General features: G+C 60.6%; 19 protein-coding genes. 13 read left to right on the top strand and 6 right to left on the bottom strand.

The window, feature by feature from the left end:
- The first annotated feature begins 521 nt into the window (after positions 1-521).
- The 8 genes from FJ938_RS10290 to FJ938_RS10255 all read left to right on the top strand — a co-directional run bounded on the left by FJ938_RS10290 (position 522) and on the right by FJ938_RS10255 (position 9,488).
- Positions 522-2,189, top strand: coding sequence for an aromatic/alkene/methane monooxygenase hydroxylase/oxygenase subunit alpha (locus tag FJ938_RS10290; RefSeq protein ID WP_056565045.1), 1,668 nt, complete (start codon positions 522-524; stop codon positions 2,187-2,189).
- Positions 2,190-2,240: 51 nt separating this feature from the next.
- Positions 2,241-3,302, top strand: coding sequence for a 2Fe-2S iron-sulfur cluster binding domain-containing protein (locus tag FJ938_RS10285; RefSeq protein ID WP_140610909.1), 1,062 nt, complete (start codon positions 2,241-2,243; stop codon positions 3,300-3,302).
- A 47-nt stretch (positions 3,303-3,349) separates the two neighbouring features.
- Positions 3,350-4,408 (top strand): aromatic/alkene monooxygenase hydroxylase subunit beta, encoded by a 1,059-nt coding sequence (locus tag FJ938_RS10280; RefSeq protein ID WP_140693307.1) that lies wholly within the window; start codon positions 3,350-3,352, stop codon positions 4,406-4,408.
- A 17-nt stretch (positions 4,409-4,425) separates the two neighbouring features.
- Positions 4,426-4,797 carry an MmoB/DmpM family protein gene (locus FJ938_RS10275; protein WP_056565037.1) on the top strand — a complete coding sequence of 124 codons (372 nt, stop codon included), beginning with the start codon at positions 4,426-4,428 and terminating at the stop codon, positions 4,795-4,797.
- 74 nt (positions 4,798-4,871) lie between these two features.
- On the top strand, positions 4,872-5,894 hold the full coding sequence (locus FJ938_RS10270) for an amidohydrolase family protein (protein ID WP_140693304.1): 1,023 nt from the start codon (positions 4,872-4,874) through the stop codon (positions 5,892-5,894).
- Positions 5,895-5,899: 5 nt separating this feature from the next.
- Positions 5,900-6,697 (top strand): iron-sulfur cluster assembly protein, encoded by a 798-nt coding sequence (locus tag FJ938_RS10265; protein WP_140693302.1) that lies wholly within the window; start codon positions 5,900-5,902, stop codon positions 6,695-6,697.
- Positions 6,698-6,774: 77 nt separating this feature from the next.
- The gene (locus tag FJ938_RS10260) at positions 6,775-8,406 is read left to right on the top strand and encodes a molecular chaperone GroEL (RefSeq protein ID WP_140693300.1); all 1,632 of its coding nucleotides are present in this window, start codon (positions 6,775-6,777) and stop codon (positions 8,404-8,406) included.
- Positions 8,407-8,444: 38 nt separating this feature from the next.
- A complete protein-coding gene (locus tag FJ938_RS10255; protein ID WP_140693297.1) occupies positions 8,445-9,488 on the top strand; it encodes an NAD(P)-dependent alcohol dehydrogenase in 1,044 nt (347 codons plus the stop codon).
- A 104-nt stretch (positions 9,489-9,592) separates the two neighbouring features.
- On the opposite strand, the gene FJ938_RS10250 is transcribed toward FJ938_RS10255, so the two are convergent.
- Positions 9,593-11,671 (bottom strand): sigma-54-dependent Fis family transcriptional regulator, encoded by a 2,079-nt coding sequence (locus FJ938_RS10250; protein WP_140693295.1) that lies wholly within the window; start codon positions 11,669-11,671, stop codon positions 9,593-9,595.
- Positions 11,672-11,755: 84 nt separating this feature from the next.
- Positions 11,756-12,229 carry a hypothetical protein gene (locus FJ938_RS10245; RefSeq protein WP_140611905.1) on the bottom strand — a complete coding sequence of 158 codons (474 nt, stop codon included), beginning with the start codon at positions 12,227-12,229 and terminating at the stop codon, positions 11,756-11,758.
- Positions 12,230-12,443: 214 nt separating this feature from the next.
- On the opposite strand from FJ938_RS10245, the gene FJ938_RS29865 reads away from it, so the two are divergent.
- The 3 genes from FJ938_RS29865 (at position 12,444) to FJ938_RS10235 (ending at position 14,333) form a co-directional block, all read left to right on the top strand.
- Positions 12,444-12,899, top strand: coding sequence for an SDR family NAD(P)-dependent oxidoreductase (locus FJ938_RS29865; RefSeq protein WP_246673254.1), 456 nt, complete (start codon positions 12,444-12,446; stop codon positions 12,897-12,899).
- The gene (locus FJ938_RS29860) at positions 12,821-13,165 is read left to right on the top strand and encodes an SDR family oxidoreductase (protein WP_246673252.1); all 345 of its coding nucleotides are present in this window, start codon (positions 12,821-12,823) and stop codon (positions 13,163-13,165) included. Before FJ938_RS29865 ends, FJ938_RS29860 begins: the two co-directional genes overlap by 79 nt.
- A gap of 322 nt (positions 13,166-13,487) precedes the next feature.
- The gene (locus tag FJ938_RS10235) at positions 13,488-14,333 is read left to right on the top strand and encodes an SDR family NAD(P)-dependent oxidoreductase (RefSeq protein ID WP_140693292.1); all 846 of its coding nucleotides are present in this window, start codon (positions 13,488-13,490) and stop codon (positions 14,331-14,333) included.
- Positions 14,334-14,431: 98 nt separating this feature from the next.
- Here the strand turns inward: FJ938_RS10235 and FJ938_RS10230 are convergent, their stop codons facing one another.
- The 3 genes from FJ938_RS10230 to FJ938_RS10220 all read right to left on the bottom strand — a co-directional run bounded on the left by FJ938_RS10230 (position 14,432) and on the right by FJ938_RS10220 (position 19,244).
- Complete coding sequence (locus FJ938_RS10230) at positions 14,432-16,465, bottom strand: HWE histidine kinase domain-containing protein (protein ID WP_140693289.1); 2,034 nt, start codon at positions 16,463-16,465, stop codon at positions 14,432-14,434.
- 317 nt (positions 16,466-16,782) lie between these two features.
- Positions 16,783-17,901: a DUF1501 domain-containing protein gene (locus tag FJ938_RS10225; RefSeq protein ID WP_140693286.1), complete on the bottom strand. Its 1,119-nt coding sequence runs from the start codon at positions 17,899-17,901 to the stop codon at positions 16,783-16,785.
- Positions 17,892-19,244, bottom strand: coding sequence for a S8/S53 family peptidase (locus FJ938_RS10220; RefSeq protein WP_140693283.1), 1,353 nt, complete (start codon positions 19,242-19,244; stop codon positions 17,892-17,894). The genes FJ938_RS10225 and FJ938_RS10220 overlap by 10 nt, the downstream gene beginning before the upstream one ends.
- Positions 19,245-19,406: 162 nt before the next feature.
- Here FJ938_RS10220 and FJ938_RS10215 point away from each other — a divergent pair, with 162 nt between their 5' ends.
- Positions 19,407-19,988: a hypothetical protein gene (locus FJ938_RS10215; RefSeq protein WP_140693281.1), complete on the top strand. Its 582-nt coding sequence runs from the start codon at positions 19,407-19,409 to the stop codon at positions 19,986-19,988.
- Positions 19,989-20,000: 12 nt separating this feature from the next.
- Here the strand turns inward: FJ938_RS10215 and FJ938_RS10210 are convergent, their stop codons facing one another.
- Complete coding sequence (locus FJ938_RS10210; RefSeq protein WP_140693278.1) at positions 20,001-21,734, bottom strand: tetratricopeptide repeat protein; 1,734 nt, start codon at positions 21,732-21,734, stop codon at positions 20,001-20,003.
- 125 nt (positions 21,735-21,859) lie between these two features.
- Between FJ938_RS10210 and FJ938_RS10205 the strand changes: the two genes are divergently transcribed.
- On the top strand, positions 21,860-23,134 hold the full coding sequence (locus FJ938_RS10205) for a YcaO-like family protein (protein WP_140693275.1): 1,275 nt from the start codon (positions 21,860-21,862) through the stop codon (positions 23,132-23,134).
- Positions 23,135-23,156: the final 22 nt, after the last annotated feature.

The raw sequence follows: 23,156 nt of genomic DNA, 5'->3' as shown, positions 1-23,156 counted from the left end.
AGTAGTATAGAAAAATGACAAGTTAAATAGCTTGAGGTGAAATTTGATGTTTGCTGCGATTGCTAACTGAATATCTCGCATATGCGAAATAACGCTAAATATTACATGCGTAAGTTACATCTGTAAAATAAGGTTACAGTTTGCACCTTGCCCATGTGCGCAAAGAGCGGGAATTTTGTTGTGAGTGCCAGCTATGGGCACTGTCGCCAAACTGGCACGACGTTTGCTTTGTCTCTTGCACAAGAAGCCCATCGCGCTTTGACGCCGGGCCAAAAGAACGAAGGACCGGAGGAAGCAGGACATCGGCTTCGATACGCCATCGCAGATGCGATCGGCGTCTCGCAGCTCACGCCAGACGCCTCGAACACCTTTGCCCGATCCACTTGAACGGCCCGACCTTGTCGAGCGCGTTGCCGCGCAACCCCTTGTCACGCCGTTCGCACTCTCACTGGCGGTGCTTTTGTGCCGCTTCATGCCGGGGTCAAGGGACCCGCGGCTCAAACCTGGTGGAGGCTTATGAGATGACGTCTCTGACGCTCAACAAGATTACCTCGCAGCGCGGAATCTCCGTGGGCGAGGCGACCAAGAAGATTGCCGACCTCGGCTGGAATCCTTCCTACGTGCAGGAAGCGATGACGTTTCCGACCGACTACAAGATCAACAAGACGCCGCGCGACCCGATGAAACAGGTTTTGCGGTCCTATTTCCCGATGCAGGAAGAAAAGGACAATCGCGTCTATGGCGCGCTCGACGCGGCATTGCGCGGCGACATGTTCCGCAACGTCGAACCGCGCTGGGTCGAGTGGATGAAGCTCTTCCTGGCCATCATTCCCTTCCCCGAAATCTCCGCCGCCCGCTCGATGGCGATGGTTGCCCGCATCGCGCCCGGTGAGGAACTCAGAACCGGCTTCACCATGCAGATGATCGACGAGTTCCGTCACTCGACGATCCAGATGAATTTGAAGAAATGGTACATGGAGAACTACATCGACCCGGCCGGCTTCGACATCACCGAGGAAGCCTTCGGAAAGTGCTACGCCACCACCATCGGCCGGCAGTTCGCCGAAGGCTTCATCACCGGCGACACGATGACCGCCGCCTGCATGTACCTGACCGTGGTGGCCGAGACCGCCTTCACCAACACGCTGTTCGTCGCCATGCCTTCGGAGGCCGCCCGCAACGGCGACTATGCGCTGCCGACCGTCTTCCTGTCGGTGCAGTCGGACGAGAGCCGGCATATCGGCAATGGCCATTCGCTGCTGATGGCGGCGCTCAAGGAGCCGGAGAACCATCTGCTGCTTGAACGCGACCTGCGCTACGCCTTCTGGCAGAACCACGCGATCGTCGATGCGGCCATCGGCACCTTCATCGAATACGGCACCACCAACCGCGATAAGAACAAGGAGTCCTACGCGGAAATGTGGCACCGCTGGATCTATGAGGACTACTATCGCACCTACATGCTGCCGCTCGAGAAATACGGCATCAAGGTCCATCACGACGACGTCCAGGCGGCTTGGGAGCGCATCACCAAGAAGAACTACGTCCACAAGGTCGGGCAGTTCTTCGCGGTCGGCTGGCCGGTCAATTTCTGGCGCATCGAGGCCCAGACGGACAAGGACTTCGAGTGGTTCGAGCACAAGTATCCGGGCTGGTACGCCGAATTCGGCGACTTCTGGAAATGGTACGCCAAGCTCAGCCACAAGGGCGAGAAGGTGCTGCTGTTCAACAGCGATGTCGGCTACGTCTATCCGCACCGCTGCTGGTCTTGCCTCGTCCCCTGCCTGATCCGCGAGGACATGGTGGTCGGCGAGATCAACGGCGAACTCTACACATTCGCTCACGAGCTCGACCGCTGGACCACGATGGTCGCCTTCAACGACGAGTATGAGGGCCGTCCGACGCCCGCGATGGGCCGTTTCAGCGGCAAGCGCGAGTGGGAGACGCTCTATGACGGCTGGGACCTGGCTGATGCCATCAAGGACCTGAACTTCGTCCGCTCCGACGGCAAGACGCTGGTTCCGCAACCGCATCTGCGCTTCGACGACAAGGAGATGTGGACGCTTGACGATGTGCGCGGCAACACGCTCGGATCGCCGCTCAACGCGCTGCGTGCCATGTCGCCCGCGGACCGTGAGAAGCATCTGGCCGAATACCGGGCCGGCTTCACCATCAATCCTTGCAACTGATCAGGCCAGGGGGCGGGTTCATCCCGCCCCTTGCTTTCACTGGAGGTCCGTATGTCGGAAACCCACACGGTCAGGCTCAGCCCAGTCGGTGTCGAGTTCGATGTCGAGAATGGCGAAACGGTGCTCAACGCCGCGTTTCGTCAGGGCATCGCGCTGCCGCACGGCTGCAAGGAGGGGCAGTGCTCGGCCTGCAAAAGCGTGCTGCTCGAAGGCGAAGTCGACATGCTGAAATACTCGACCTTCGCGCTGAACGACATGGAGAAGGAAAACGGGCACGTCCTGTTGTGCCGTTGCATCGCCTACTCCGACCTGGAAGTCGAGCTTCTCAACTACGACGAGGAGATTCTGGCGAAGGCGATCGCCGTTAAAACATACAAGGGCCGGATTGCTCGCATCGAGCAGCTGACCCACGACATTCGCGGCATCGAGATCGAACTCGGCTCGCCGATGAAGTTTTGGGCGGGGCAATATGTCGACATCACGGTTACCACGCAAAAAGGGGAGACGATTACGCGCTCGTTCTCCATGGCAAATACGCCGGACCAAACCCAAAAACTCTCCTTCATCATCAAAAAATACCCCGAAGGAAAGTTCTCGGGAGAACTCGATTCCGGAGGCATCAGGGCCGGAGCCGAAGTCACCGTCGTCGGACCCTACGGAACCTGCTTCCGCCGCGACGAACGGCAAGGACCGCTAATCCTGGTCGGCGCCGGTTCGGGCATGTCGCCGATCTGGTCGATCCTCAACGACCACCTGAAGAGCGGCGAGAAACGTCCGGTCTATTTCTTCTACGGCGCCCGCACCCGCAACGACCTGTTCTATCTCGACAGGATCGCCGAGTTGGTCGGTAATCATTCCGACGTCACCTTCATTCCCGTGCTGTCGCACGCCAATGACGACGCCGAATGGCAAGGCGAGCGTGGCTTCGTGCACCAGAGTGTCGATGCCAAGCTCAAGCAATTGGCGGTCGACGGGCAGGGCGATGTCCATGCCTGTGGCCCGCCGCCGATGATCGATGCGCTGCAGCCGGTGCTGTTCATGAACGGCTTCGAGACCGAGCGGATCTTCTTCGACAAATTCACCACATCGGCAGGCGCAACGCCGGCCCATTGAGGGCGGTCGTGCCAAGCCAACCACAACTGCAACAAGGGAGAGAGACTATGCCTGCAACCTCGAGTTCAGTCGGTTCCGGTGCCGCTGGTGCCGCGATCTTCGCCGACTCCGACAGCCGGAAATACCGGTACTTCGAGCCGAAAGGCCAGCGTGCCACACACTACGAAGACATGACGGTCGACGTTCAGCCCGATCCGGAACGCTACCTGATCCAGGACTGGATCATCTCCTTCGCCGACGGCAAGGGCGCCTATGTCAAGCAGAACACCGCCGCCCAGAGCTCCAACTGGCATGCCTTCCGCGCCCCCGACCAGGAGTGGGAGCGCACGCACTACCAGCGCCAGTCGAAGATCGAGACGATGGTGCAAAGCGTCATCAACAATGCCCGCAAGTCGGGTGCGCCGAAGACCTTCGACAAGGCCTGGGTCAAGATCCTGCAGACGCAGCTCGGCGCCTGGAAACATGCCGAATTCGGGCTCGGCACCTCGCTGATGCAGGCGCAGCGTTACGGCTACACCCAGATGATCAACAACGCGACGCTGACCAACTCGTCATACAAGCTGCGGCTTGCCCAGGACATCACGCTCTACCTTGCCGAGATCGGCATGGACCTGCCGGGCTGGGACGACGAACTCGGCAAGAAGACCTGGCTCGAGGACAAGAACTGGCAGGGCACGCGCGAAGCGGTCGAGACCATCATGGGCGCGACCGATTATCTCGAGCAGTATTTCGCCATCAACATCGTCTTCGAGCCGCTGGTCGGCGAGGTGTTCCGCTCCGGTTTCCTGATGCAGATCGCCGCCGCCAACCACGACTTCATCACGCCTGCGGTGATCTCGGCGGCCGAGGCGGACTACGAGCGCAACCTCGCCAACACGATCGACCTGATTCACATGCTCGCCAACGACGAGAAATACGGCGCGGCGAACAAGAAGCTCTTCCAGGGCTGGGTCAAGAAGCACGGCGCACTCGCCGACAAGGCAGCCACCGGCCTGCAGCCGATCTGGTCGATGCCGCATTCCAAGCCCGTCGCATTCGTCGATGTCCGCGCCAAATCCGAGGAACGGATTGGCCAGATCCTTGGCGAACTCGGCCTCAAGCGCTGAAACAGGAGAAAATCGTCATGTCACTATCTGCACGCGACGCAACGCATTCCAACATCTTCAAGGCGATGAAGGATATCACCTTCGAGCAGACGATTTCGCATCAGTGCGGCGTCACCATGAACGACTCGGTCGAGGCACGCGCCATCGCCGAATTCATGGGGCAGAAGCCTGGGGTGACCATCACCTACCAGCCGGCACTGATCCGCATCGACGGCGACGGCAAGCTGATCTTCAAGATGGACGCGATCGGCGAATATCTCGGCCGTGAGATGTCGGCCGAGACCTTCGAGGTCAACACCTCCACCCATTACGGCCGCATGGTTCGCGTCGACGACAACACCGTGATCCTGTTCGGCAACATGGACGAGATGTTTGAATACATCGAATAGCCACCGAAAAAATCTGGCGCGCCGCTGGGTGCGGCGCGCCGAACCGTTCAACGCGATTTGCTGCGGAGGCAACAATGTACAGAACACCGGAAGGCAAGGACATTTTCGTGGTCGACGGCCACACCCATTTCTGGGACGGCAGCCCGGAGAACCAGAAGAACATCCACGGCAAGCAGTTCATCGAGTGCTTCTATGCCTACCACACGGGCTTGAGCCCCAAGGAACAGCTGTGGGAGAAGAGCAAGTTCGAGAAATACAGCGCCGACGATCTCTATCGCGACCTGTTCATCGACGGTCCCGACGATATGGCGATCGTCCAGTCGACCTATCTCAAGGATTTCTACAAGAACGGCTTCAACACGATCGAGCGCAATGCCGAGGTGGCCAAGCGCTACCCCGAGCGTTTCATCGTCAACGGCGCCTTCGACCCGCGCGATGGCGAGAAGGCGCTGGAGTACATCCACTTCCTCAAGGAGACCTATAACGTCAAGGGCGTGAAGATGTACACGGCCGAGTGGAACGGCGCCTCCAAAGGCTGGAAGCTCACCGATCCCGATGCCTACAAATGCTTCGAACTCTGCGACAAGCTCGGCATCCGCAACATTCACGTCCACAAGGGACCGACGATCATTCCACTTTCGAAGGACGCCTTCGACGTGCATGACGTTGACCACGCGGCGACGGATTTCCAGGGCCTCAACTGGATCGTCGAGCATTGTGGCCTGCCGCGTCTCGACGATTTCTGCTGGATCGCCACGCAGGAAACCAACGTCTATGGCGGCTTGGCGGTGGCACTGCCCTTCATCCACGCACGCCCGCGCTATTTCGGCGAGGTCATCGCCGAGCTTCTGTTCTGGCTCGGGCCGGAGAAGATCCTGTTCGGCTCCGACTATGCGATCTGGACGCCGCGCTGGCTGGTCGAGAAATTCTGGGCCTACCAGATCCCGCAGGATATCGCCGCCGAACGGGGTGTGCAACTGACCGACGAGATCAAGGAGAAGATCCTCGGCCTCAACGCCGCGCGTCTCTACGACATCGACGTCGAAGCCAAGAAGAAGGCGCTCGCCAGTTCGCCCTTCAGCATCGCGGCGGAGTAAGGGCCATGGCAACCGCCAGCATTTCCGGCGACTGCCAGAAGGAACTCTGGCGGCGCCTGGGTGAGGTCAACGACCCGGAACTCGACGAACCCATCACCGAGATGGGTTTCGTCGAGCGAGCGGAGGTGAAGGGCGATGGCAGCGTGGAGATAGATTTTCGGCTGCCGACCTACTGGTGCTCGCCCAACTTCGCGTTCCTGATGCTGGACGGTGTGCGCAAGGCACTCGACCAGCTTTCCTGGTCACCGGGCTATCGCGTCAAGCTGCACGATCACATGTTCGCCGAAGAGATCAATCGCGGTATGGAGGCCGGCAAGGCGTTCGGCGACATCTTCGCCGTGCTTGCCGAGGATCAGGATCTCGGCGCCTTGCGCGAAACCTTCGCGATGAAGGCCTTCAAGCGGCGACAGGAGGCACCTCTGCGCGGCCTCAAGGCGCATGGTCTTACCGATCGCGAAATCCTCGGCATGGGCCTGCCGGCATATGACGTCGCGCGTTTCGAGCCGGGCGAGGCAGCCAAACAGAAGCCGAGATACCGGGCGGCCCTGCTTGAGCGTTTTCCCGGCCGCAGGGCTGACGAACCCGCCTTCGTGACCTGGGAAGGGCAACCCATACCGCCTGCCGCCCTCACAGCCTACCTCGCCGAGTTGCGCGGTGTGCGCATCAACATGGAGTTCAACGGCGCGCTGTGCCGGGGACTCAAGCAGACCAGATACAAGGAACTGGATGTGGTCGACGGCGAACCGACGTTGGTCGATTTCATCATGGATCGCGTGCCGGTGCGAGTTGCACCAACCGCCTGAAGCAGAGCCGACAGCAACGGCCTCCCTTGCACGAGGCCCCTAACCAACAACCCGCCCGTAAGGCGGAAGGAGGAACCATGCCCAAGATAATGCTTCATAATTCCGAAGCTCGCCGCGCTCTCGCCCGCGGCGTCTTCCGGCTCGCCGCCGCCGTCGAGCCGACGCTCGGCCCTAAAGGCATGAATGCCATGATCGACCGGCCGATCGGCACGCCGATGGTGACCCGCGACGGTGTCAGCATCGCCTCCGAGATCGAGTTGCACGACCGTTTCGAAAACATGGGCGCGCAAGTCGTCCGCGAAGTATCGATGCAGACCAACGAGGTCGCCGGCGATGGCACCACGACAGCCATCGTGCTCGCCAATGCGCTGATCCAGGGCGGCGTCGAAGCGAACGAGCGCGGGGTGAAATCCGTCGATCTGTGCAAGGGCATCGACCTTGCCGTGGCGGCGGTGGTGGCCGCGCTCAAGACTTCCGCCAAACCCGCCAAGGGCAACGGCATCCTGGCGTCGGTCGCCAACATTGCGGCGACCAACGCCAAACTTGGCGCCCTGGTGGCGGAGGCGCATCAGCGGGTGGGTGCCGAAGGCGTCATCACCACCGATTTCAGCGTCACCACCGAGACCACGCTCGACGTCGTCGAGGGCATGTCCTTCGAACGCGGCTATCTCTCGCATCATATGGTGACCGACCAGGAGAAGATGGAGGCGGTTCTCGAACGGCCCTACATCCTAATGACTGACCTCAAGATCAAGGAGCCGGGACAGCTCGATGCGGTTCGCCGCATTGCCGACGAGAATGGCCGGCCATTGCTGATCGTATCCGAGGAGATGTCGCCGGAAGTGGTGGTGACGCTGCTCGGCAAGCAAGGGCCGGGAAAATACCTCGTCGTCCATCCGCCGGAATATGGCCATTGGCGCAAGGCGATGATGGAGGATCTGGCCATCATCACCGGCGGCAAGGTGATCGCGCGCGATCTCGGCGGCCGACTGGAAGACATCACCGCCGAGGATCTCGGCACGGCCGACCGGGTGAAAACCAGTTCGTCCTACACCTCGATCATTCGCGGCGGCGGCGATCATGCCGCAATCGTGTCGCGCCGCGCCCAGGTGCAGCGGCAGTACGAAGCTTCGCCGCCGAATATCGACCAGGACAAGCTGCGCGAACGCCTGGCCAAGCTCTCCGGCGGCACAGCAATCCTCTATGCCGGTGGGGTCACGCCGGTCGAGCAGAAGCGAACCATTCAGCTCATCGAGGATTCGCTGAATGCGGTGCGCGCCGCGTCCGAAGAGGGCGTGGTCGCCGGCGGCGGCTCGGCACTCGCCCAGATCGCGCCGCTGCTCGACAAGGTGGCGGCCGGGGTGGACGGCGATACCGCCGAAGGCGTGCGCCTGGTGCGCTCGGTTCTGTCGCGGCCGCTGTGGCGCATTGCCGCCAATGCCGGCGCCGATCCCGAAGCCGTCGTCGCCGAGGTGACGCGGATCAATGGCGGCTACGGCTATAACGCATCCGCCGGCAGCTACCAGAACATGTTCGAGGCAGGGATTATCGATCCCGTCCGCGTCACCTACACCGCGCTCGCCAATGCGGCTTCGGTGGCGACGCTGATCCTGACCACCGAAACGCTGATCGGCGATCTTGCCGAGGATGAGGATCCGACCGCAGGCCCTGCGCGGGGCGGCGGTTCCGAAAAGCTCGGCCGCGCTTGAACCATTCCAGACAAACTCGACGCTGAGAGGACAAGACGATGAAAGCTGCCAGGCTGTACGAATACGACCCGAAGGTGAATGTTCAGCTCAAGATCGAGGAGGTCAAGGCGCCGACGATCACCGCGCCGGACGAGGTGATCGTGCGGGTGGGTGCCGCCGGCCTCTGCCGCACCGATCTGCACATCATCGAAGGCGTGTGGAAGCCGACCATGGATCCCGAGGGCACGCTCTTGCCCTACATCATGGGTCACGAAAATGCGGGATGGGTCGAGGAGGTCGGCAGCGGTGTAAAATCGGTCAAGCGCGGCGATGCGGTTATCTGCCATCCGTTCCGCTCATGCGGCATCTGCCTCAATTGCCGCCATGGCGAGGACATGTACTGCGACAACGGCCAATTTCCCGGCCTTGGCATGAATGGCGGCTTCGCCGAGTATTTCATCACCAGCGAACGTTCGCTGATCAAGCTGAACGCCAATGTCACGCCGATCGAAGTGGCGCCGCTGGCCGATGCCGGCATCACCGCCTACCGCGCCGCCAAGCGCGCCGCCAAACTGCTGCGACCAGGAAGCTACTGCGTGCTGCTCGGCATCGGCGGGCTCGGCCATATCGCGCTGCAATCGCTGCACGCGATCTCGGGTTGCCGGATCATCGCCGTCGATCGCGAGCCGGCTGCGCGGGTTCTGGCCAAGGATCTGGGTGCCGACTTCATCCTTGATGGCGGGCCAAACGTCGTCGAGGAGGTCAGCCAGATCACCGGCGGCGGCGCCCATGTGGTCATCGACTTCGTCGGCGAACTCGGCGTCGAGAACATCTGCTGGAAGATGGTGCGCAAGGGCGGGCAACTGTTCGTCGTCGGCTATGGCGGCAACATAAACGTGCCGACCGCGCATCTGGTCATCGAGGAGATCAACATCGGCGGCAGCCTGGTCGGCAATTTCACCGAGCTGGTCGAACTGATGGAACTCAACGCCGACGGCAAGGTGAAGATGCACTACACCGAGTACAATCTTGCCAGCATCAACACCGCGCTCGACGATTTCAAGAACCGGCGGTTCACCGGCCGCGGCGTCATCGTTCCCTGACGCTCGGCCGGAATGCAGGCGTAGGCCGGTCGCCAGTCCGATCCATCGGCTGCAATTCCCCAACCCCATGGCGCGAATGCCGTGGGGGTCTTTTTTGCTGCGTGTCAGAGGAACCCGCGCCGGATGCCGTACTGGCCGAGCTTGCGATAGAGCGTCGGCCGGGAAACCCCAAGCCGCAGCGCAACCTTGCTGAGATTGCCGCCCTCCGCGGCAAGCGCGTTCTTGATCGCCTGGCGTTCCGCATCCTCAAACGAGCACACCGGCGCTTCGAGCGTGGCCGTGGGATGGTCCCCGAGCCTGGCCATGCTGTTTCGATCGCCCGAGCCGATTTCCCCGGGAAGGTCTTGCAGGTCGATCGCACTGTCGCGCGCCAGAATATGCAGGCGCTCGACCAGGTTCTTCAGTTCGCGCACATTGCCCGGCCAGCGATAGGCCAGAAGCGCGTCGAGCGCGTCGTTTGAAAACTCCAGCGGATCATTGCCTGCCAGCTTTGCGATCTGCCTGTTGAAGTGCTCGATCAAAAGCAGGACGTCCTCGCCACGCTCGCGCAACGCCGGGACGTGGATGGAGACCGCGCCGATGCGGTAGTAGAGGTCGCTGCGGAAGCGCCCGGCAGCCACTTCCTGCTTGAGGTCGCGGTTGGTCGAGGCGACCAGCCGCACATCCACCGGCCGGCCCTTCGAATCGCCGATGCGATGCACCACGCGCTCTTCCAGGACACGCAGTAGGAACGGCTGGATTTCGAGCGGTAGCTCGCCGATCTCGTCGAGGCTGAGCACGCCGCCATTGGCGAGTTCGAAGATGCCCGGCTTGCCGTCGCGCGAAGCGCCGGTAAACGCGCCCGCCACGTGACCGAACAATTCGCTGCCGAACAGTTCCTTGGTGATCGCCCCGCAATTCATGGCGATGAACGGATCGTTTTCCGAGCGCCGGCTGCCGGCATGGACAAGCCGCGCGAACAGCTCCTTTCCGACACCCGTTTCGCCTTCTATCAGCAGCGAGGTGACGCCGTTCGATCTTGCGACGCGGGAGGCGACATCGATGGCGGCAAGCAGCTTCTCGCTCTCGCCGACAATCATCGCAGCCGCCGTCTGCAGCTGCTTGTTCGCCTGTCGGTCGATCACGGTCACGCTGGAGACGACCGGCACCGAAGGGAAAACCAGCGCCGCGCCCCGAAGGTCACCGTCGAGCTTCAGCGGCGTGACATGGCAGGATCGCAGATGCGCCGGCAGCGCATTGGCGAGATCGGTCTCCGAGCCGGAGGCCGGCAGGTTCATCAGCCAGCGGCCGCGGCCCGGTTCCATCGGGCCGTCCATCATCTCCGTCGTGTCGCCGTTGGGCACGTTGTTGCAGAAGATCGCGCGGCCGCGATGATCGACGATCACCAGCCCATCCTTGCGGCGATAACTGGGGGCCGACGAGATGAAGGCCTCGAGCAAGCGCGTGCGCTGCTCCTGCTGCTGTTCGGCCAGCGCCTTTTCGATCTGCCTGGCGGTGGCGGCGACGAGTGCTGTGTTGTGCGGCCGAAAAATCGGCGAATAACCGGACAGGTCGACCACGCCGACGATCTTGCCGTCCAGCGGATCGCGGATTGGCGCACCGGCGCAGGTCCAGGATTTGATGCCGGCGCAGAAATGTTCGGCCGCATGGACGAAGATCGGTTCGCCGGTCCACAGCGCGGTACCGATGCCATTGGTGCCGACGGCGTCCTCGTTCCATTTGCCGCCGATGCCCAGATGAATGTCCATGCCGTCATGCAAGGTCTTCTTGTCGCCGATGGCGTCGATCAGCACGCCGTCGCTGTCGGCGAGCACCAGCATCGCTCCCGTCCCCTCCAGCAACTGGCCAAGGGACGCGAACGATCGCCGTGCTGCCGAAAGCAGCTCGGCGTTGGCGCGGGTCAGGTATTCTATCTCGTCACGGTCACTGCTCAGCGGCGCTTCGATGCCTTGCGCATTGATGCCGCCGGTGGCGCTGCGATACCAGGAATCGTGGATCAGCGAGCGAACGTGGACCGGATCGCGTGCGCTTGTCGGCTCGTCGGAAAGAAAACTCTCCCACGCACGCATGGTGGCGCGCTCATCATAGTCGATCTTGTCCAGAACCAGTTGCCCGGTGGCGATCGACGCACCCGCCGGAAGAGCACCGGGTTTCATAGGATTGGGGCCGCTCGCGTGTTTCATTCAGTCATCACAGTACCTTTGAGGTATGCCATTTCTGTATGCTGTCGCGGATCGGACGTGCACAGCCACGCCGGATATCAGTCCTCAGTCGATGCCTAGTCTCGCCCCGATGTCGGCAGCAAGCTGCTCTTCGCTGTAAGCCGCCGTCAGCCGCGATCCATCCAGCCCGGCAAGCGCCTCGGCGATAGTGTCGTCGACCGGTGAGAAAAAGCCGTTCTTCTTCGTAGCCAGCACGAAGGTCTGGTCTCCGTTGCGGTTGCGGACATCGCCGATATGATGAAGTTGGCGGCCGGTATTCTGATCCTTTGAGATCACCCGGCCATTCATCGTCACCTGGATGGACGGCTTGGCGTCAGTCGCGGTTGTCGTGCTGCCGCCGACATGGATGATCAGGCCTTCCGCCTTGGGTTGCTGGCGCGGCTGCCTGGACGCCGAATAACCACCACCGCTGATCTGGTCGGCGAGGCGAACGATGGTCGAGCGGTTCTGCTCGATCAGCCGCTTGACCTGAACATCCTCGCGTCGCGGGCCGTCCCGCTTTGAGATGATCTCGACCATGAATCCTCCCAGATTCGTCGGCAGTGCCGTGGACGCGGCGAATTCTTCTTCCTTACAGCGAACCCTACACTGACGCAGCCAGCTTCGCCATTCACACATTAGATAGCAACGAAATTCGGCTGGTTGGTAGCAGGTGGCTGCTACAGTCCCGCCCCCAAGCCGCGCAGATCAAACTGGATCACAACGCGATGCTGCGTTCGACTATCGAATATTCATGCGCACATTGGCTAGAGAAGACCAAACTGCGAGTGCCGCCTGTTTGCCATACAATCATCAGGAAGCCGTTGAGGAACCCTCGCAGGCGGCTGAGCTCGCGATCACGAAGGGCGAGATCGAGGCGGCCGGGCGCAAGGCCTACGTCTATACGATGGATGTGAGCAAGAAACAGGACATCGAAGCCACCGCGCAGGCGCTGCTCAAGGCCGCGGGCAGCATCGACGTGCTGGTCAACAATGCCGGCATTCTCAAGCCCAGCCTGCTGCAGGATCTCGACGAGGCCAACTGGGACGCGCATTTTGACGTCAACGCCAAGGGCGTGCTGATGATGTGCCAGGCGGTGTTGCCGCACATGCGCGCAAAAAATCGGGAAGGGTGGTCAACATCGCCTCGATCGCAGGCCGGCAGGGCGTGCCGACGCAGGGCCATTATGCCGCGACGAAGGCGGTCGTGATCACGCTGACCAGGGTGCTGGCGCAGGAGGTCGGCATGGACGGCGTCACCGTCAACGCAATCTGTCCCGGCATCATCCTGACCGAGATGGGCAAGAACAATCTGGGCAGCGAAGCGGCGATCCGCCATTGGGAAGATGTCGCGGCACTCAAGCGCCTTGGCGCGCCGGAGGATGTCGTTGGCCCGGTGCTTTTCTTCGCCTCGGACCTATCGGCATTCGTCACGGGGCAGGCGCTCAACGTCGACGGCGGCATCTACTATCACTGACGATCAGCTTCAGCGGCACGGCAGCTGCGCCTTCTTTGCCGAGCGTGGGACCATTGAAGTCCCCACCCGTTCAAGCGCCTCGCTGAAGTCAGCAGGGTATCGTGGCGCCGGCAATGCAGAAAATGCTCGCGGCGAGACCGCGGGGCAGCTGGCGCCAAACTCGTCAAAGTCGCTTTGGAGCAGGTGAGGGCTCTGAAGCAGCTAATTAGAAGCGTAGCTCAGCGGTTCAGATCATCGGCGTTGGCAGCGAAATTTCATCGCTGCCAGGTACTGGAGTAATGGTACTATTTGGAGAGCGGGTGAGATTTAGAGAGCGGGTGAGATGCGTTTTGAAGACAAGGTCGTAATCGTCACTGGAGGCAATTCGGGAATTGGACGTGGAATAGCGCGGTACTTCGCCAAGGAAGGCGCCAGACTTGCTCTTGTCGGTCGCGACATTGCCAAGGGCTCGGAAGTGGAAGCGGAAATTGTTGCCGCAGGGGGAAGAGCCACTTTTTTCCAGTGTGATCTTGCAAGCGAAACGGCGGTCGAGGCGCTGGTGAGGACGGTTGCTCAATGGGGCAGTCTGGACGTCGTCGTCAACAATGCGGGGGTCGGCTCCCGCCGGTCAGGCATCGAAGCCAATGAATCGCCGGGCCAGCGCTGGTCGAAGTTGCGCGGCCCCAATCTCGATTCGACCTATTTCGTCTCCTCCTATGCGCTTCCGGTGATGCGCGACTGCGGCGGTGGGTCGATCGTGAACATCTCATCGACGGCCACACTGCACGGAAACTGGGGATTGTACGGCGTTGCGAAGGCGGGGGTGGAGGCGCTCACACGCTCGCTGGCGGTCGAAGGCGCGCCATTCGGAATCCGGGCAAATTGTGTCAGCCCCGGCTGGATCGCCACAGAGCTCGATGAAAAAGAACCTGCGTCGAGCACGAACTCCTCGGGCGAATGGGAAATCCCGCCGGGTGTCTTCAACCGCATGGGTACACCCAACGAGATTGCCGCAGCGGTGGCCTTCCTCGCAAGCGAGGAAGCATCCTTCATCACCGGTCAGACGCTTGTGGTCGATGGCGGGTTGTCGATCCTTGATTACACGTCCTTGTCGCTGCTCAAGACGCGCGGCCCCGCGCTGTTTTCGGGAACGTTGGCCGATACGTCCACCCAGCAGGAACCAAAGTGACACAATCAAGGCGCTCATCGCCGGTGCGGGTGCGAAGGATGGCTGAGTTAGAACCGTAGCACGGCAGTTCAGATCATTCGGCGTTGGCGGCGAAATTTTCACTGGGAGCCAGGTGCGATCACTTGGACCCCTGGCAGGTCTATTTCGAAGAGGCAAACTAAGCCTGACTGCTCAAATGAAAGCGAAACGGTGCCAGCGGATTCGGACTCGAAAATCCGCTCCAGCATCCTGGTGCCGAATCCCTTGCGCTCCGCCGGTTTTACGGGCGGACCTCCCTGCTCGCGCCATTCGATCCTGAGACGTCGAGCTCCGGCCGTATCGATCGCGACCCAACCAATTTTGATTGTTCCGTCGGCCACCGAGAGGGCGCCATACTTGATGGCATTGGTGGTGAGTTCATGAAAAGCCAACGCCAGCGACAGGGCGAGGTTGGGCGGTAGCCATACGGATGAGCCCGTAAGCTGAAACCGACCTGTAACCGCGTGCGGCGAGACCGAGGCCGTAATCACGTCCTTAAGGTCGGCACCCGTCCAGTTCTCGTGGGTCAGAATCTCGTGCGCTTTCGAAAGAGAGACGAGTCGGCTCGCGAGAGTGCGCCCGGCCTCGGGAAGGCTCGTAGCGTTTCGCAGGGTTTGACTGGCGATCGCCTGGACTACAGCAAGAGTGTTTTTGACGCGGTGGTTGAGCTCGTTCACAAGCAGCTTGCGCTGTTCCTCGCCGCGCTTGCGATCGGTTATGTCCAGGCTGATTTGCACCGCACCTATGATGTTGCCACTGGAACCGGGAATAGGGCGCGCACTCGAGAGCAGGAAGCGTTGTACGCCAGAGGGTAGGATATAGGCGAACTCCTCGTTGTCGGTCTGCTCGCCACGCATGGCCCGGCTAAGCGGCCGATCCGCTCGACTAACCTTGTGGCCGTCTTTGAGGGCGATGGTGTCGATGACCATGTCAGGAGCGCCGAAGGATCTTCGAGTATCGGTCGGCAGCCCCATCAGCTCTGCAGCAAAGCGGTTGCGAATGACCTGAAGTGCCTGCGGGTCATAGGTGAACCACACCGCGGCAGGGACCGTTTCGAGTACGGCTTCCAATTCGTGTGTTCTTTCAGCGATGGCGCGCTCTGCCCCAATTAGAGCGTCCGCGATGGTCGCGAATTCCGAGACTGAAGTCGGCATTGGCGTGACCGGCTGACCCTTACCCATCGCCTCAGCGCGAACCTCAAGATTACGAGCAGCTCCGGCAAAGCGCTTGCCTACGACGTAGGCGAGGGCAAAGGACAATAGCATCGCCAAAAAGCCAATCGCGCAGATAGCGGCGAGAGAACGCCAGAGCGGAGCCTGAACTGCGGACAGGGGTACATTGGCGGTATAAAACCAATCGGAGAGACCTGAGCGGTAGTAGCCTGCAAGCAGTGTCGTTCCCTGGTAGTTGCGCGATGTGAACGTCCCGGAACTTCCCACGATCTTCTCAAGATACTCCGGCAGCCCCGGCTTGCCGGTCATTTCGTCGTGCAACTGAGAGCGTGCCACATAGGTGCCGCTGCGATCCCCGATACCTATCGTCCAGCCTGCGGGTGCTGCAGGCATCATGACATCGCGAATCTCGCTGGTCGGAACAGTAAGGGCAAGAAGCCAGCTTTCGCCGTGCGGGCCTTGCACTGGAATAGCGACGGCAATTCGATACTCTTTCGACGTAGGGCTGGCGTAGACTCCGCTGACCAATGGCAAATGCGATTTGAGCTTGTCGAGATCGGCAGGCGACAATGGGACAGCGGGAGGGAGTCCGCTCTCATACTCGGCTTGCGTGTTGAACAACTGACCACGGTCGAGGTCCCGGAGGAGTATGATCCGATCCGTGCCTTGAATTAGACTGCGTGCCTCTCTGTGCAGAGCCTTCAGATCGCCGTTGGCCAATGCCGTTGATTTGGATAACCCCTTTATCACTGTCTGAAGGTTGACCAGTTCACCTTCGACAACAAGAGCGACCTGACGTGCTGTCTGCAGCGCGTCCTCCTTGAAGCGATCTTGTTCACGGACGGCGTACTGGACAAGGAGATAGGCCGCAAAAAGCCAGACCGGAAAAACAGCGGCGGCGATCAAACCGAGTAGGTGCAATCGAGCGGAAACGCGACGCATCTAGTCCCCTGCGGAATTTTCCTCGCACAATAGAGGCGGTGATAGGAGCTGCAAGCGGATACTTGCATACGGTCACACAGCGGCCCAGATGTGTGACTATTGCGCCGGTGCGTCGTGGGCCTAGGGAATTCCGCGCTAAGCGCTTGAATCAGGCGCCTATCGGCGGTGGCGGCGAGACCGCGTCCTTCCGGGCCCCGACGTCTCGCCCCTGATGCAGGGCGTTGGCGTTGGGGCTGGCGCAAAAGACCTGCCGATCAACTGTCATCTTGGTTCACAAGCGGACGTTGGCGCTGCTACGCGTTCTTGCCAAGGGTGCATCAGATCTGAAACAACCCCTTGGTTGCTTGAAGGCCCGATGCGTTTGGAGCGACCATCGCCATTGCCTGCCTTGAGAGTCCAAGATGGTCTTTCAACACAGCGTTGACGATCGAGCGTATATCGGTGGTGACCGCTAAATCGGCCCCCTCGTCGAGCTGATCCGCCGCCAACCCGGGCCAGCGACCCTCGATCCGCCCCCCGGCTATCGCACCACCCATCAAGAACGCTACGCTGGCACTGCCATGGTCGGTGCCGCCTTGTTCGTTGAAGTGGATAGAGCGCCCGAATTCCGTAACGCCGAGCACAACGGTTTGACGCCAGATCGCGGCTGCTGCTTCCGAGAACGCGACGACACCACGCACCAATGTCTCAAGGGTCGCCGAAAGACGCCCTCCCTGAGCAACGTGGGTATCGATGCCGTCCAACCGCAGCAGGGCCACGCGCGGACCGTCCGGCCTGGACAGCGCCTGCGCCGCGGAGGTCGCCGCTGCGGCAAAGCTGGCAGCACTCAGCGCCTGTCGCCGTGCAAGCAACGTCTGTACCGCGTCTCCGGCTGAACCAAACGCCTCACCGAGGCAAAGGCGGGCGATGTCAAGTCCCGGATTGGCCAACACGAGATCGAAAAGCACATCATTTGGGAGTTCGGCCGGCGCTGCGCGCCAAAGTGTTTGCCTTCCCTGCGACAGCACCGAAGCGGCTCTTCCTGGCCAGCCAAAATCGCCGCCGTCGACATCGCCGTCGAACAGGACCCTCTGCGCGGCGTCATGCGATTTCCCGATACCCGGGATGCCCGTCGCGGGCAGGATCAGCAATTCGCCGGCCGAATAGAACCGAGCAAGAGGTTCCAGCGCCGGATGAAGCGCAAACAGCGGATCAAGCTTCCAACCGAACGCGTCGTCGGACGTGTCAAGTTCTCTCGCCGTGCCTCGCACCCGCCGGAAATCCGGATCGCCATGGGGCGGCAGCGCGGCCAGCGCATCAAGTCCGCCCCGAAGATGAACGACCAGCAGCCGTGGGTGGCTGTCGCCAGCAAAAACCGCCGAAGCAAGCCCTGCGCTCGTCCCAAACAGCGAGGTGAGACCCAAACACTGGAGGGCCGTGCGGCGCGTCAATTGCATTTCGGATAATCCGGATCGGTGACGTCCGACTTTCCGGGCGTCGAATATCCGACCTGATCGGCATTTGGGATCACGTACTTTTTGATCGGGACCTCCAGCAAATTCGCAGGGTTCCGAGCCAGCAGTCCTGCCAGAACTGGAGCGGCAAGGGATGTCCCCGAACAGATATTCTGTCTTAGCTCGTGTTTTTTTGTGCTCCGCCAAAGCACCGGGACGTCAACGCCGGGCTCGGACATGGCCGCGCCAAAAGAGCCGCCATTCCAAAGCAGATCACACCAATCGTTTGAAACGGTGCTGCACGCACCAATGACGATGGTACCGGTCGGGATATAAGTGCTTTTGGATGCCGAGACACTTTGGATGAAGCCTTGCGTCGGGTTTGGAGAAAAATATTCCGACGCATTCGCCGGGAAAAAGGACTGTACCCACGACGCCTCGTCATCTTCCGGCGCATTGCCCGCCGCAATCACAATGCGGACCTGCTTGTTTGCGATCGCAAACAGCAGCTTGTCCATCAGACCAAGCTGTTCTAATTGGCCATCCTTCCTCGCGGTCTCCAAGAACTGCGCGCCCCAGCTGATGTTCAGGATTTGGCCGGCGGACGCATTGTCACTGACATATTGCAGGGCGACAAGCGGCGATCCGACGATCTTCGACTTGTTATCCTCAAATGCCTTGACAATCTTGAGCGGCACCCCGGGGCTGACCCCAACGATGCCGAGGTATTCTCCACTTGTTGTACCTGACACACGCTTTCCGCCAACGATGCCTGCGACCATCGTGCCGTGACCTTGAGTGTCTGCCACACCCATGGTCGTGCTGCATGGAGTGACCGTGCAGTTGATCCGTTCCAAAATATTAAGAAGCCCTTTTGTGACGATGTCTTCGTCGACGCCGCTATCGATGATCCAGACCGCGGACCCGTTGGTCACAGGACTGGGCGACCCGACGACTCTGCAAACGCTCGGCGGCACGAGCTTGTCACCCGCCACATCCGCTAGCGGACTGCGTCCTTCGCAACCGCCATCCGCGAAGAGACTTACCTCAAATGAGTCCGGTTCCTGATACCCTTCCGACAGAAGCTTGTTCGCTTCCTCGTCGGTAAAGCTTCCCGTGACCAGGCTAAATCCCAGGTCCGGCATGTCGACAGCCTGCAGGGCGTCCCCCGACGGATTGATCTTTTTCAGACTGGCGATAACCGATCCAAATCTGTCCTTGTCCGCAAGTGGCGCAATGAATGTGTGTTGCGTTACTTGCGGCCCGTCCGGGTCTTCGTCCGCGTGCACGATCGTGGCCGCGAAAAGGGTGGTGGCAAGAAAAGTCACAAGCCAGGTGAGCCTCATGGATCCCTACCGTCTGCTGGTCGACTGACGGGCAGCATGCTCCCAATAGCTCTGTCTGTCCACGGCAAAGCATTGGAGGCAAACCGTTGAGGCTCTTCTTGCAGCCGAAGAAAAAGCAGCCTAGGTTGTTCGCGCACGCCTCAAGCGCGGGGAGTAATGCTTGTGCCCAAGGTGAAACTCAAGCAGGGCCGACAGGCTCAGGAGATTGGCGCGGCGCTCGTGGGGGCCTGGCTGAAGGCTTTGCCGCCCGCGTTCACGGCGACTATATCAGCAGTAGGTTCGACCAGTCCTTTGAGTATAACCGTGAACGTGGCGAACGCATTCATGCTCAATGAAGTCATAGCTCTGCGCACTAAAGACAAGACTGGCGGCGTTCGAAGTGTGAGGGTAGGACCGATCACCACGGGAACTTCGGGTAAAACCTTTCGTATAGTTGATCTTGATGGTGTCGATATCAATTACGAAGGAAAAAGTTTGGTGAATGGCGTGGTGTCGAAAGTAAAAGACTTGAATGACGCCACTTTTCGCAACGAACTTAAGATTGTGCTGGAGCAGATCGTCGTCGCGAAAGTGAAAGTGGTGTGCGATGCCCCGACGGAGCTGACTGTGGTCCTGCCAGCCCTGCCGGAAGGCGTTGTCACGCGCGAGGACCTGATAGATTACCTGGGGACGTACCACAACAACGCACAGGGTCGGCACTATCATGAAGAGCTTGCTTCCGCGGTCCTTTTCGGTTGCCGATAGCAAACTTCTACTTCATTTCGGCAGCCCAGCGGCGAGCAGCGCCTTGAACAGCGTGGCCCGATCCTCCTCCAGGCGATAGGGCTCCTTGGCCACGAATCGACTGCAAGAAAAGCTGGGCGTACCCGCCAACACGCGAGCCGCATACAACTTCGCGTCGCTGTCCCGGCCAAGCGCCGAGCTCGAAGCGGCCATGTAGGCGCTAACCCATGTCGGCATTGTCGACGAACGGGTCAAAGCAACCAATGCCGGCTCGGGCCGGCCCGCAATGAAGTGGACGATGCCGCGAAACGGCCAATACCAGGATGGTTCATAGAGGGGATCGAGCACCTGCGCCCGCTCGAACCATTGCATGGCGCGATCCGGTTCGCCGCCAAATGTGTAGAGGGTGCCGAGATAGGAAACCTGCTCGGGATCGTTCGGATTGAGAGAGAGGGCCCGTGCATAGAGTTGCGCGGCGACGTCGAAGTCTCGCAAGTGCAGCAGCACCCAGCCGAGAATGTTGAGGCAAACCGGATCGTTGGCGGAGAGCGCCACCGCCTTCTTGGCAATTGCATGCGCCTCGTCGAGCAGGGCATCGGAAGATCCCATGTCGCGAAACCATTCCAGCTGCTTGTAGTGAGCCAGCTTGGCGTAAGCGCGCCCATAGGTCGGATCGAGGTCGATGGCGCGCTGATACCATTGCCTGGCTTCCGCTTCGGACGCGAGGTCGCCTAGCGGCAGGGCATTGCCGCGCAGCACACATTCATAGGCCGCCAGGTTGGCCGGCGGCTTGCGCCGCGCCTTCTCCGCACCCGCTGCCTTGAGGCGCCCGATGACTGTGCCCACGATCTTGCGGACCAGTTCGTCCTGCACATCGAATATGTCCTGATCGTCGCTGTCATAATACTCGGCCCAAACGTCACCGCCGGACGTTGCGTCAACCAGTTCGCACGAAAGGCGGATACGCTTCCCCATCCTCCGGATTCGCCCCGAAAGCTCGAAATCGAGCCCGATATCCGAGACCAGCTTCGGCAGTTCCACATCCTTGAGCCGCAACGAGGTATGATATGACGCGACGGAGAGCTGCGTGAACCGCGTCAGCTCGGTGATGACGTCTTCTGTGAACCCTTCGCTGAAATAGGGTTCCACGCCGCCGGTGCTGACAAATGGGCGGACCAGGATCGATGGCGTGTTCGAGCCAGAAGTCTCGGCGCCGATCCTCGGAGAGGGGCCTTCGGGTCTGTGAATAAGCGAGTAGACTGCCACGGGTCGGGGAATGTTCTTGAGCTGAAACTCGCCGCAATATTCGAAGGGCAATTGCAGCCCTCCGCGGACCTCCTCATGCACTTTTGCCGAAAGGCAAATGCCTCCGGGTGCTGCGATCTGTTCAAGGCGTGCAGCCACGTTCACACCGTCGCCGAACACGTCTCCGTCGCCGTCGACGATAATATCGCCGAAATTTATGCCCATTCGAAGCAACAGACCGGGCGACGATCGCTCGGGGTTTGCGAGATGGGCTTGAATAGCCACGCCACACCGGACCGCTTCGATGGCGCTGGGGAACTCCGCTACGACACCGTCGCCGGTGTTCTTTACAACGCGGCCGTCATGCCGATGAAGGTAGCCTGGGACCTCGTCGTGCATCAGCGCCCGGACGCGGGTAAACGTGCCTTCCTCGTCTTCCGCCATCTGTTGCGAATAGCCGACCACGTCGGCGACCACGATCGCGGTCAGGCGCCGCTTCAGGGTGCCGTTGTTTGCGGTCAATTCATGCTTTGGGGTCAATCCATACCTCGGGTCGGACGTCCGAACGTACTTTAGCACATTTGCAGGATGCTATCGCGCATGGCAGCGTGTAAACTGCCACATGAGAGCTTCGGACGTGCGACAGAGTGAATCCGTTCAGAAGCGCTCGCAATGCGAAGATCCGTACATTCGAGGGCTGCGTGGGGTCGAGTCTTCTTTATGGCCCGGTGGTAATCTCGGACCCGTTGCTCGGCTGTCCTCTCACTGTGGCGGCCGGCCGCGTTCGCGCCGCCCGAGATGGGGATGAGAGCACTTACTTCGTGTCTGGTTGGGGCACGACAGCCGAGCAGGCGCTGCAGGGCTGCCTTTATGAGGCGGACGAGACCTACTTCGCCCAGATCATTCCCGAGAGGCGAATTCTCCGGTCTTGCGCCAATGCGATTTATGGGCGGGTCGTCGAGCCGCCCGGCATCCTTCTTTTCAGCGAAGAGCAATATGACCGGAGAGAGGGCGGGAACCGACAACCCGCACTCCGCAACATGGTTCCGACCCGCTGGGATAGATCCGCGCCTGAAGACTGGATACTGAATGACGACAAGCTCGGTACGGAGCAAGCTTGGGTGCCCGCGAGACTGTGTTTCCTCGGATATGATCCCTGCGGCGAGGACTCATCTCTGCCGGCGGCCGACTCGAACGGACTTGCGCTGGGCATCAGCCTTGAGGATGCTGCGATGAGCGCACTTCTCGAGCTGATAGAGCGAGATGCGACCTCCATCTGGTGGTACAATCGGCTTGTTCTGCCTCGAATCGATCCGAAGTCGATGGCAAGCGACACCGTATCTTCGTACGAGGATTGGCTTCGGCATCACGGCCGCGAATTGCGGCTTCTACGACTTACGTTGGATTTGGCGGTGCCAACAGTTGCGGCAATCTCCAGCGACAGTTCCGGCCGGTTTCCGGCGATGGGGTTTGCGGCAGGCGCATCGTGGTCAGAGGCTGCCATAAGGGCGGTCGGCGAGCTTGCTCAATGCGAAGCGAACCTCGCTCTGCTCTCACAACAGGCGCGGCAACAGGGAACGATTCGCTTTACGCCCGGCGCGCGGCAACTTTATCGCTGGCATCAAGAAACAGATCTTGGGCTATGTCCATTTCTGCAGGGTGGGAATAGCGGGCCGGCTTGCACGGATGAATCGACACTTGACTACGCCTCATGCGTCAAACTCTGCCAAGAGCGAAACCTGGAGATATTCGCCGTCATCTTGATGCAGGATGAGCAGCGGTCCCTTGTCCGCATTTTCGCTCCAGGCTTACGTTCGACCAAACCAAGGTTTGGCCCGGGCAGGCTCTATTCTGTTCCAGGCACTCTTGGCCTCAGGCCTGCGAGCTCAAATCTCATATGCCGAGACCCTTTCCCATTTTAGCGTCGAACCCAAGGCTGCTGCG

Source organism: Mesorhizobium sp. B2-4-14, from assembly GCF_006442155.1.
Lineage (GTDB): Bacteria > Pseudomonadota > Alphaproteobacteria > Rhizobiales > Rhizobiaceae > Mesorhizobium.
This window is presented reverse-complemented; position numbering and strand designations above follow the sequence as displayed.

What these genes read in the sequence shown, in the direction of transcription:
- FJ938_RS10230 (WP_140693289.1), bottom strand. Translation starts at nt 16,465, where the DNA reads ATGCGTCGCGTTTCCGCTCGATTGCACCTACTCGGTTTGATCGCCGCC.
- FJ938_RS10245 (WP_140611905.1), bottom strand. Translation starts at nt 12,229, where the DNA reads ATGGTCGAGATCATCTCAAAGCGGGACGGCCCGCGACGCGAGGATGTT.
- FJ938_RS29865 (WP_246673254.1), top strand. Translation starts at nt 12,444, where the DNA reads ATGCGCACATTGGCTAGAGAAGACCAAACTGCGAGTGCCGCCTGTTTG.
- FJ938_RS10225 (WP_140693286.1), bottom strand. Translation starts at nt 17,901, where the DNA reads ATGCAATTGACGCGCCGCACGGCCCTCCAGTGTTTGGGTCTCACCTCG.
- FJ938_RS10270 (WP_140693304.1), top strand. Translation starts at nt 4,872, where the DNA reads ATGTACAGAACACCGGAAGGCAAGGACATTTTCGTGGTCGACGGCCAC.
- FJ938_RS10265 (WP_140693302.1), top strand. Translation starts at nt 5,900, where the DNA reads ATGGCAACCGCCAGCATTTCCGGCGACTGCCAGAAGGAACTCTGGCGG.
- FJ938_RS10250 (WP_140693295.1), bottom strand. Translation starts at nt 11,671, where the DNA reads ATGAAACACGCGAGCGGCCCCAATCCTATGAAACCCGGTGCTCTTCCG.
- FJ938_RS10260 (WP_140693300.1), top strand. Translation starts at nt 6,775, where the DNA reads ATGCCCAAGATAATGCTTCATAATTCCGAAGCTCGCCGCGCTCTCGCC.
- FJ938_RS10220 (WP_140693283.1), bottom strand. Translation starts at nt 19,244, where the DNA reads ATGAGGCTCACCTGGCTTGTGACTTTTCTTGCCACCACCCTTTTCGCG.
- FJ938_RS10285 (WP_140610909.1), top strand. Translation starts at nt 2,241, where the DNA reads ATGTCGGAAACCCACACGGTCAGGCTCAGCCCAGTCGGTGTCGAGTTC.
- FJ938_RS10255 (WP_140693297.1), top strand. Translation starts at nt 8,445, where the DNA reads ATGAAAGCTGCCAGGCTGTACGAATACGACCCGAAGGTGAATGTTCAG.
- FJ938_RS10235 (WP_140693292.1), top strand. Translation starts at nt 13,488, where the DNA reads ATGCGTTTTGAAGACAAGGTCGTAATCGTCACTGGAGGCAATTCGGGA.
- FJ938_RS10275 (WP_056565037.1), top strand. Translation starts at nt 4,426, where the DNA reads ATGTCACTATCTGCACGCGACGCAACGCATTCCAACATCTTCAAGGCG.
- FJ938_RS10280 (WP_140693307.1), top strand. Translation starts at nt 3,350, where the DNA reads ATGCCTGCAACCTCGAGTTCAGTCGGTTCCGGTGCCGCTGGTGCCGCG.
- FJ938_RS10290 (WP_056565045.1), top strand. Translation starts at nt 522, where the DNA reads ATGACGTCTCTGACGCTCAACAAGATTACCTCGCAGCGCGGAATCTCC.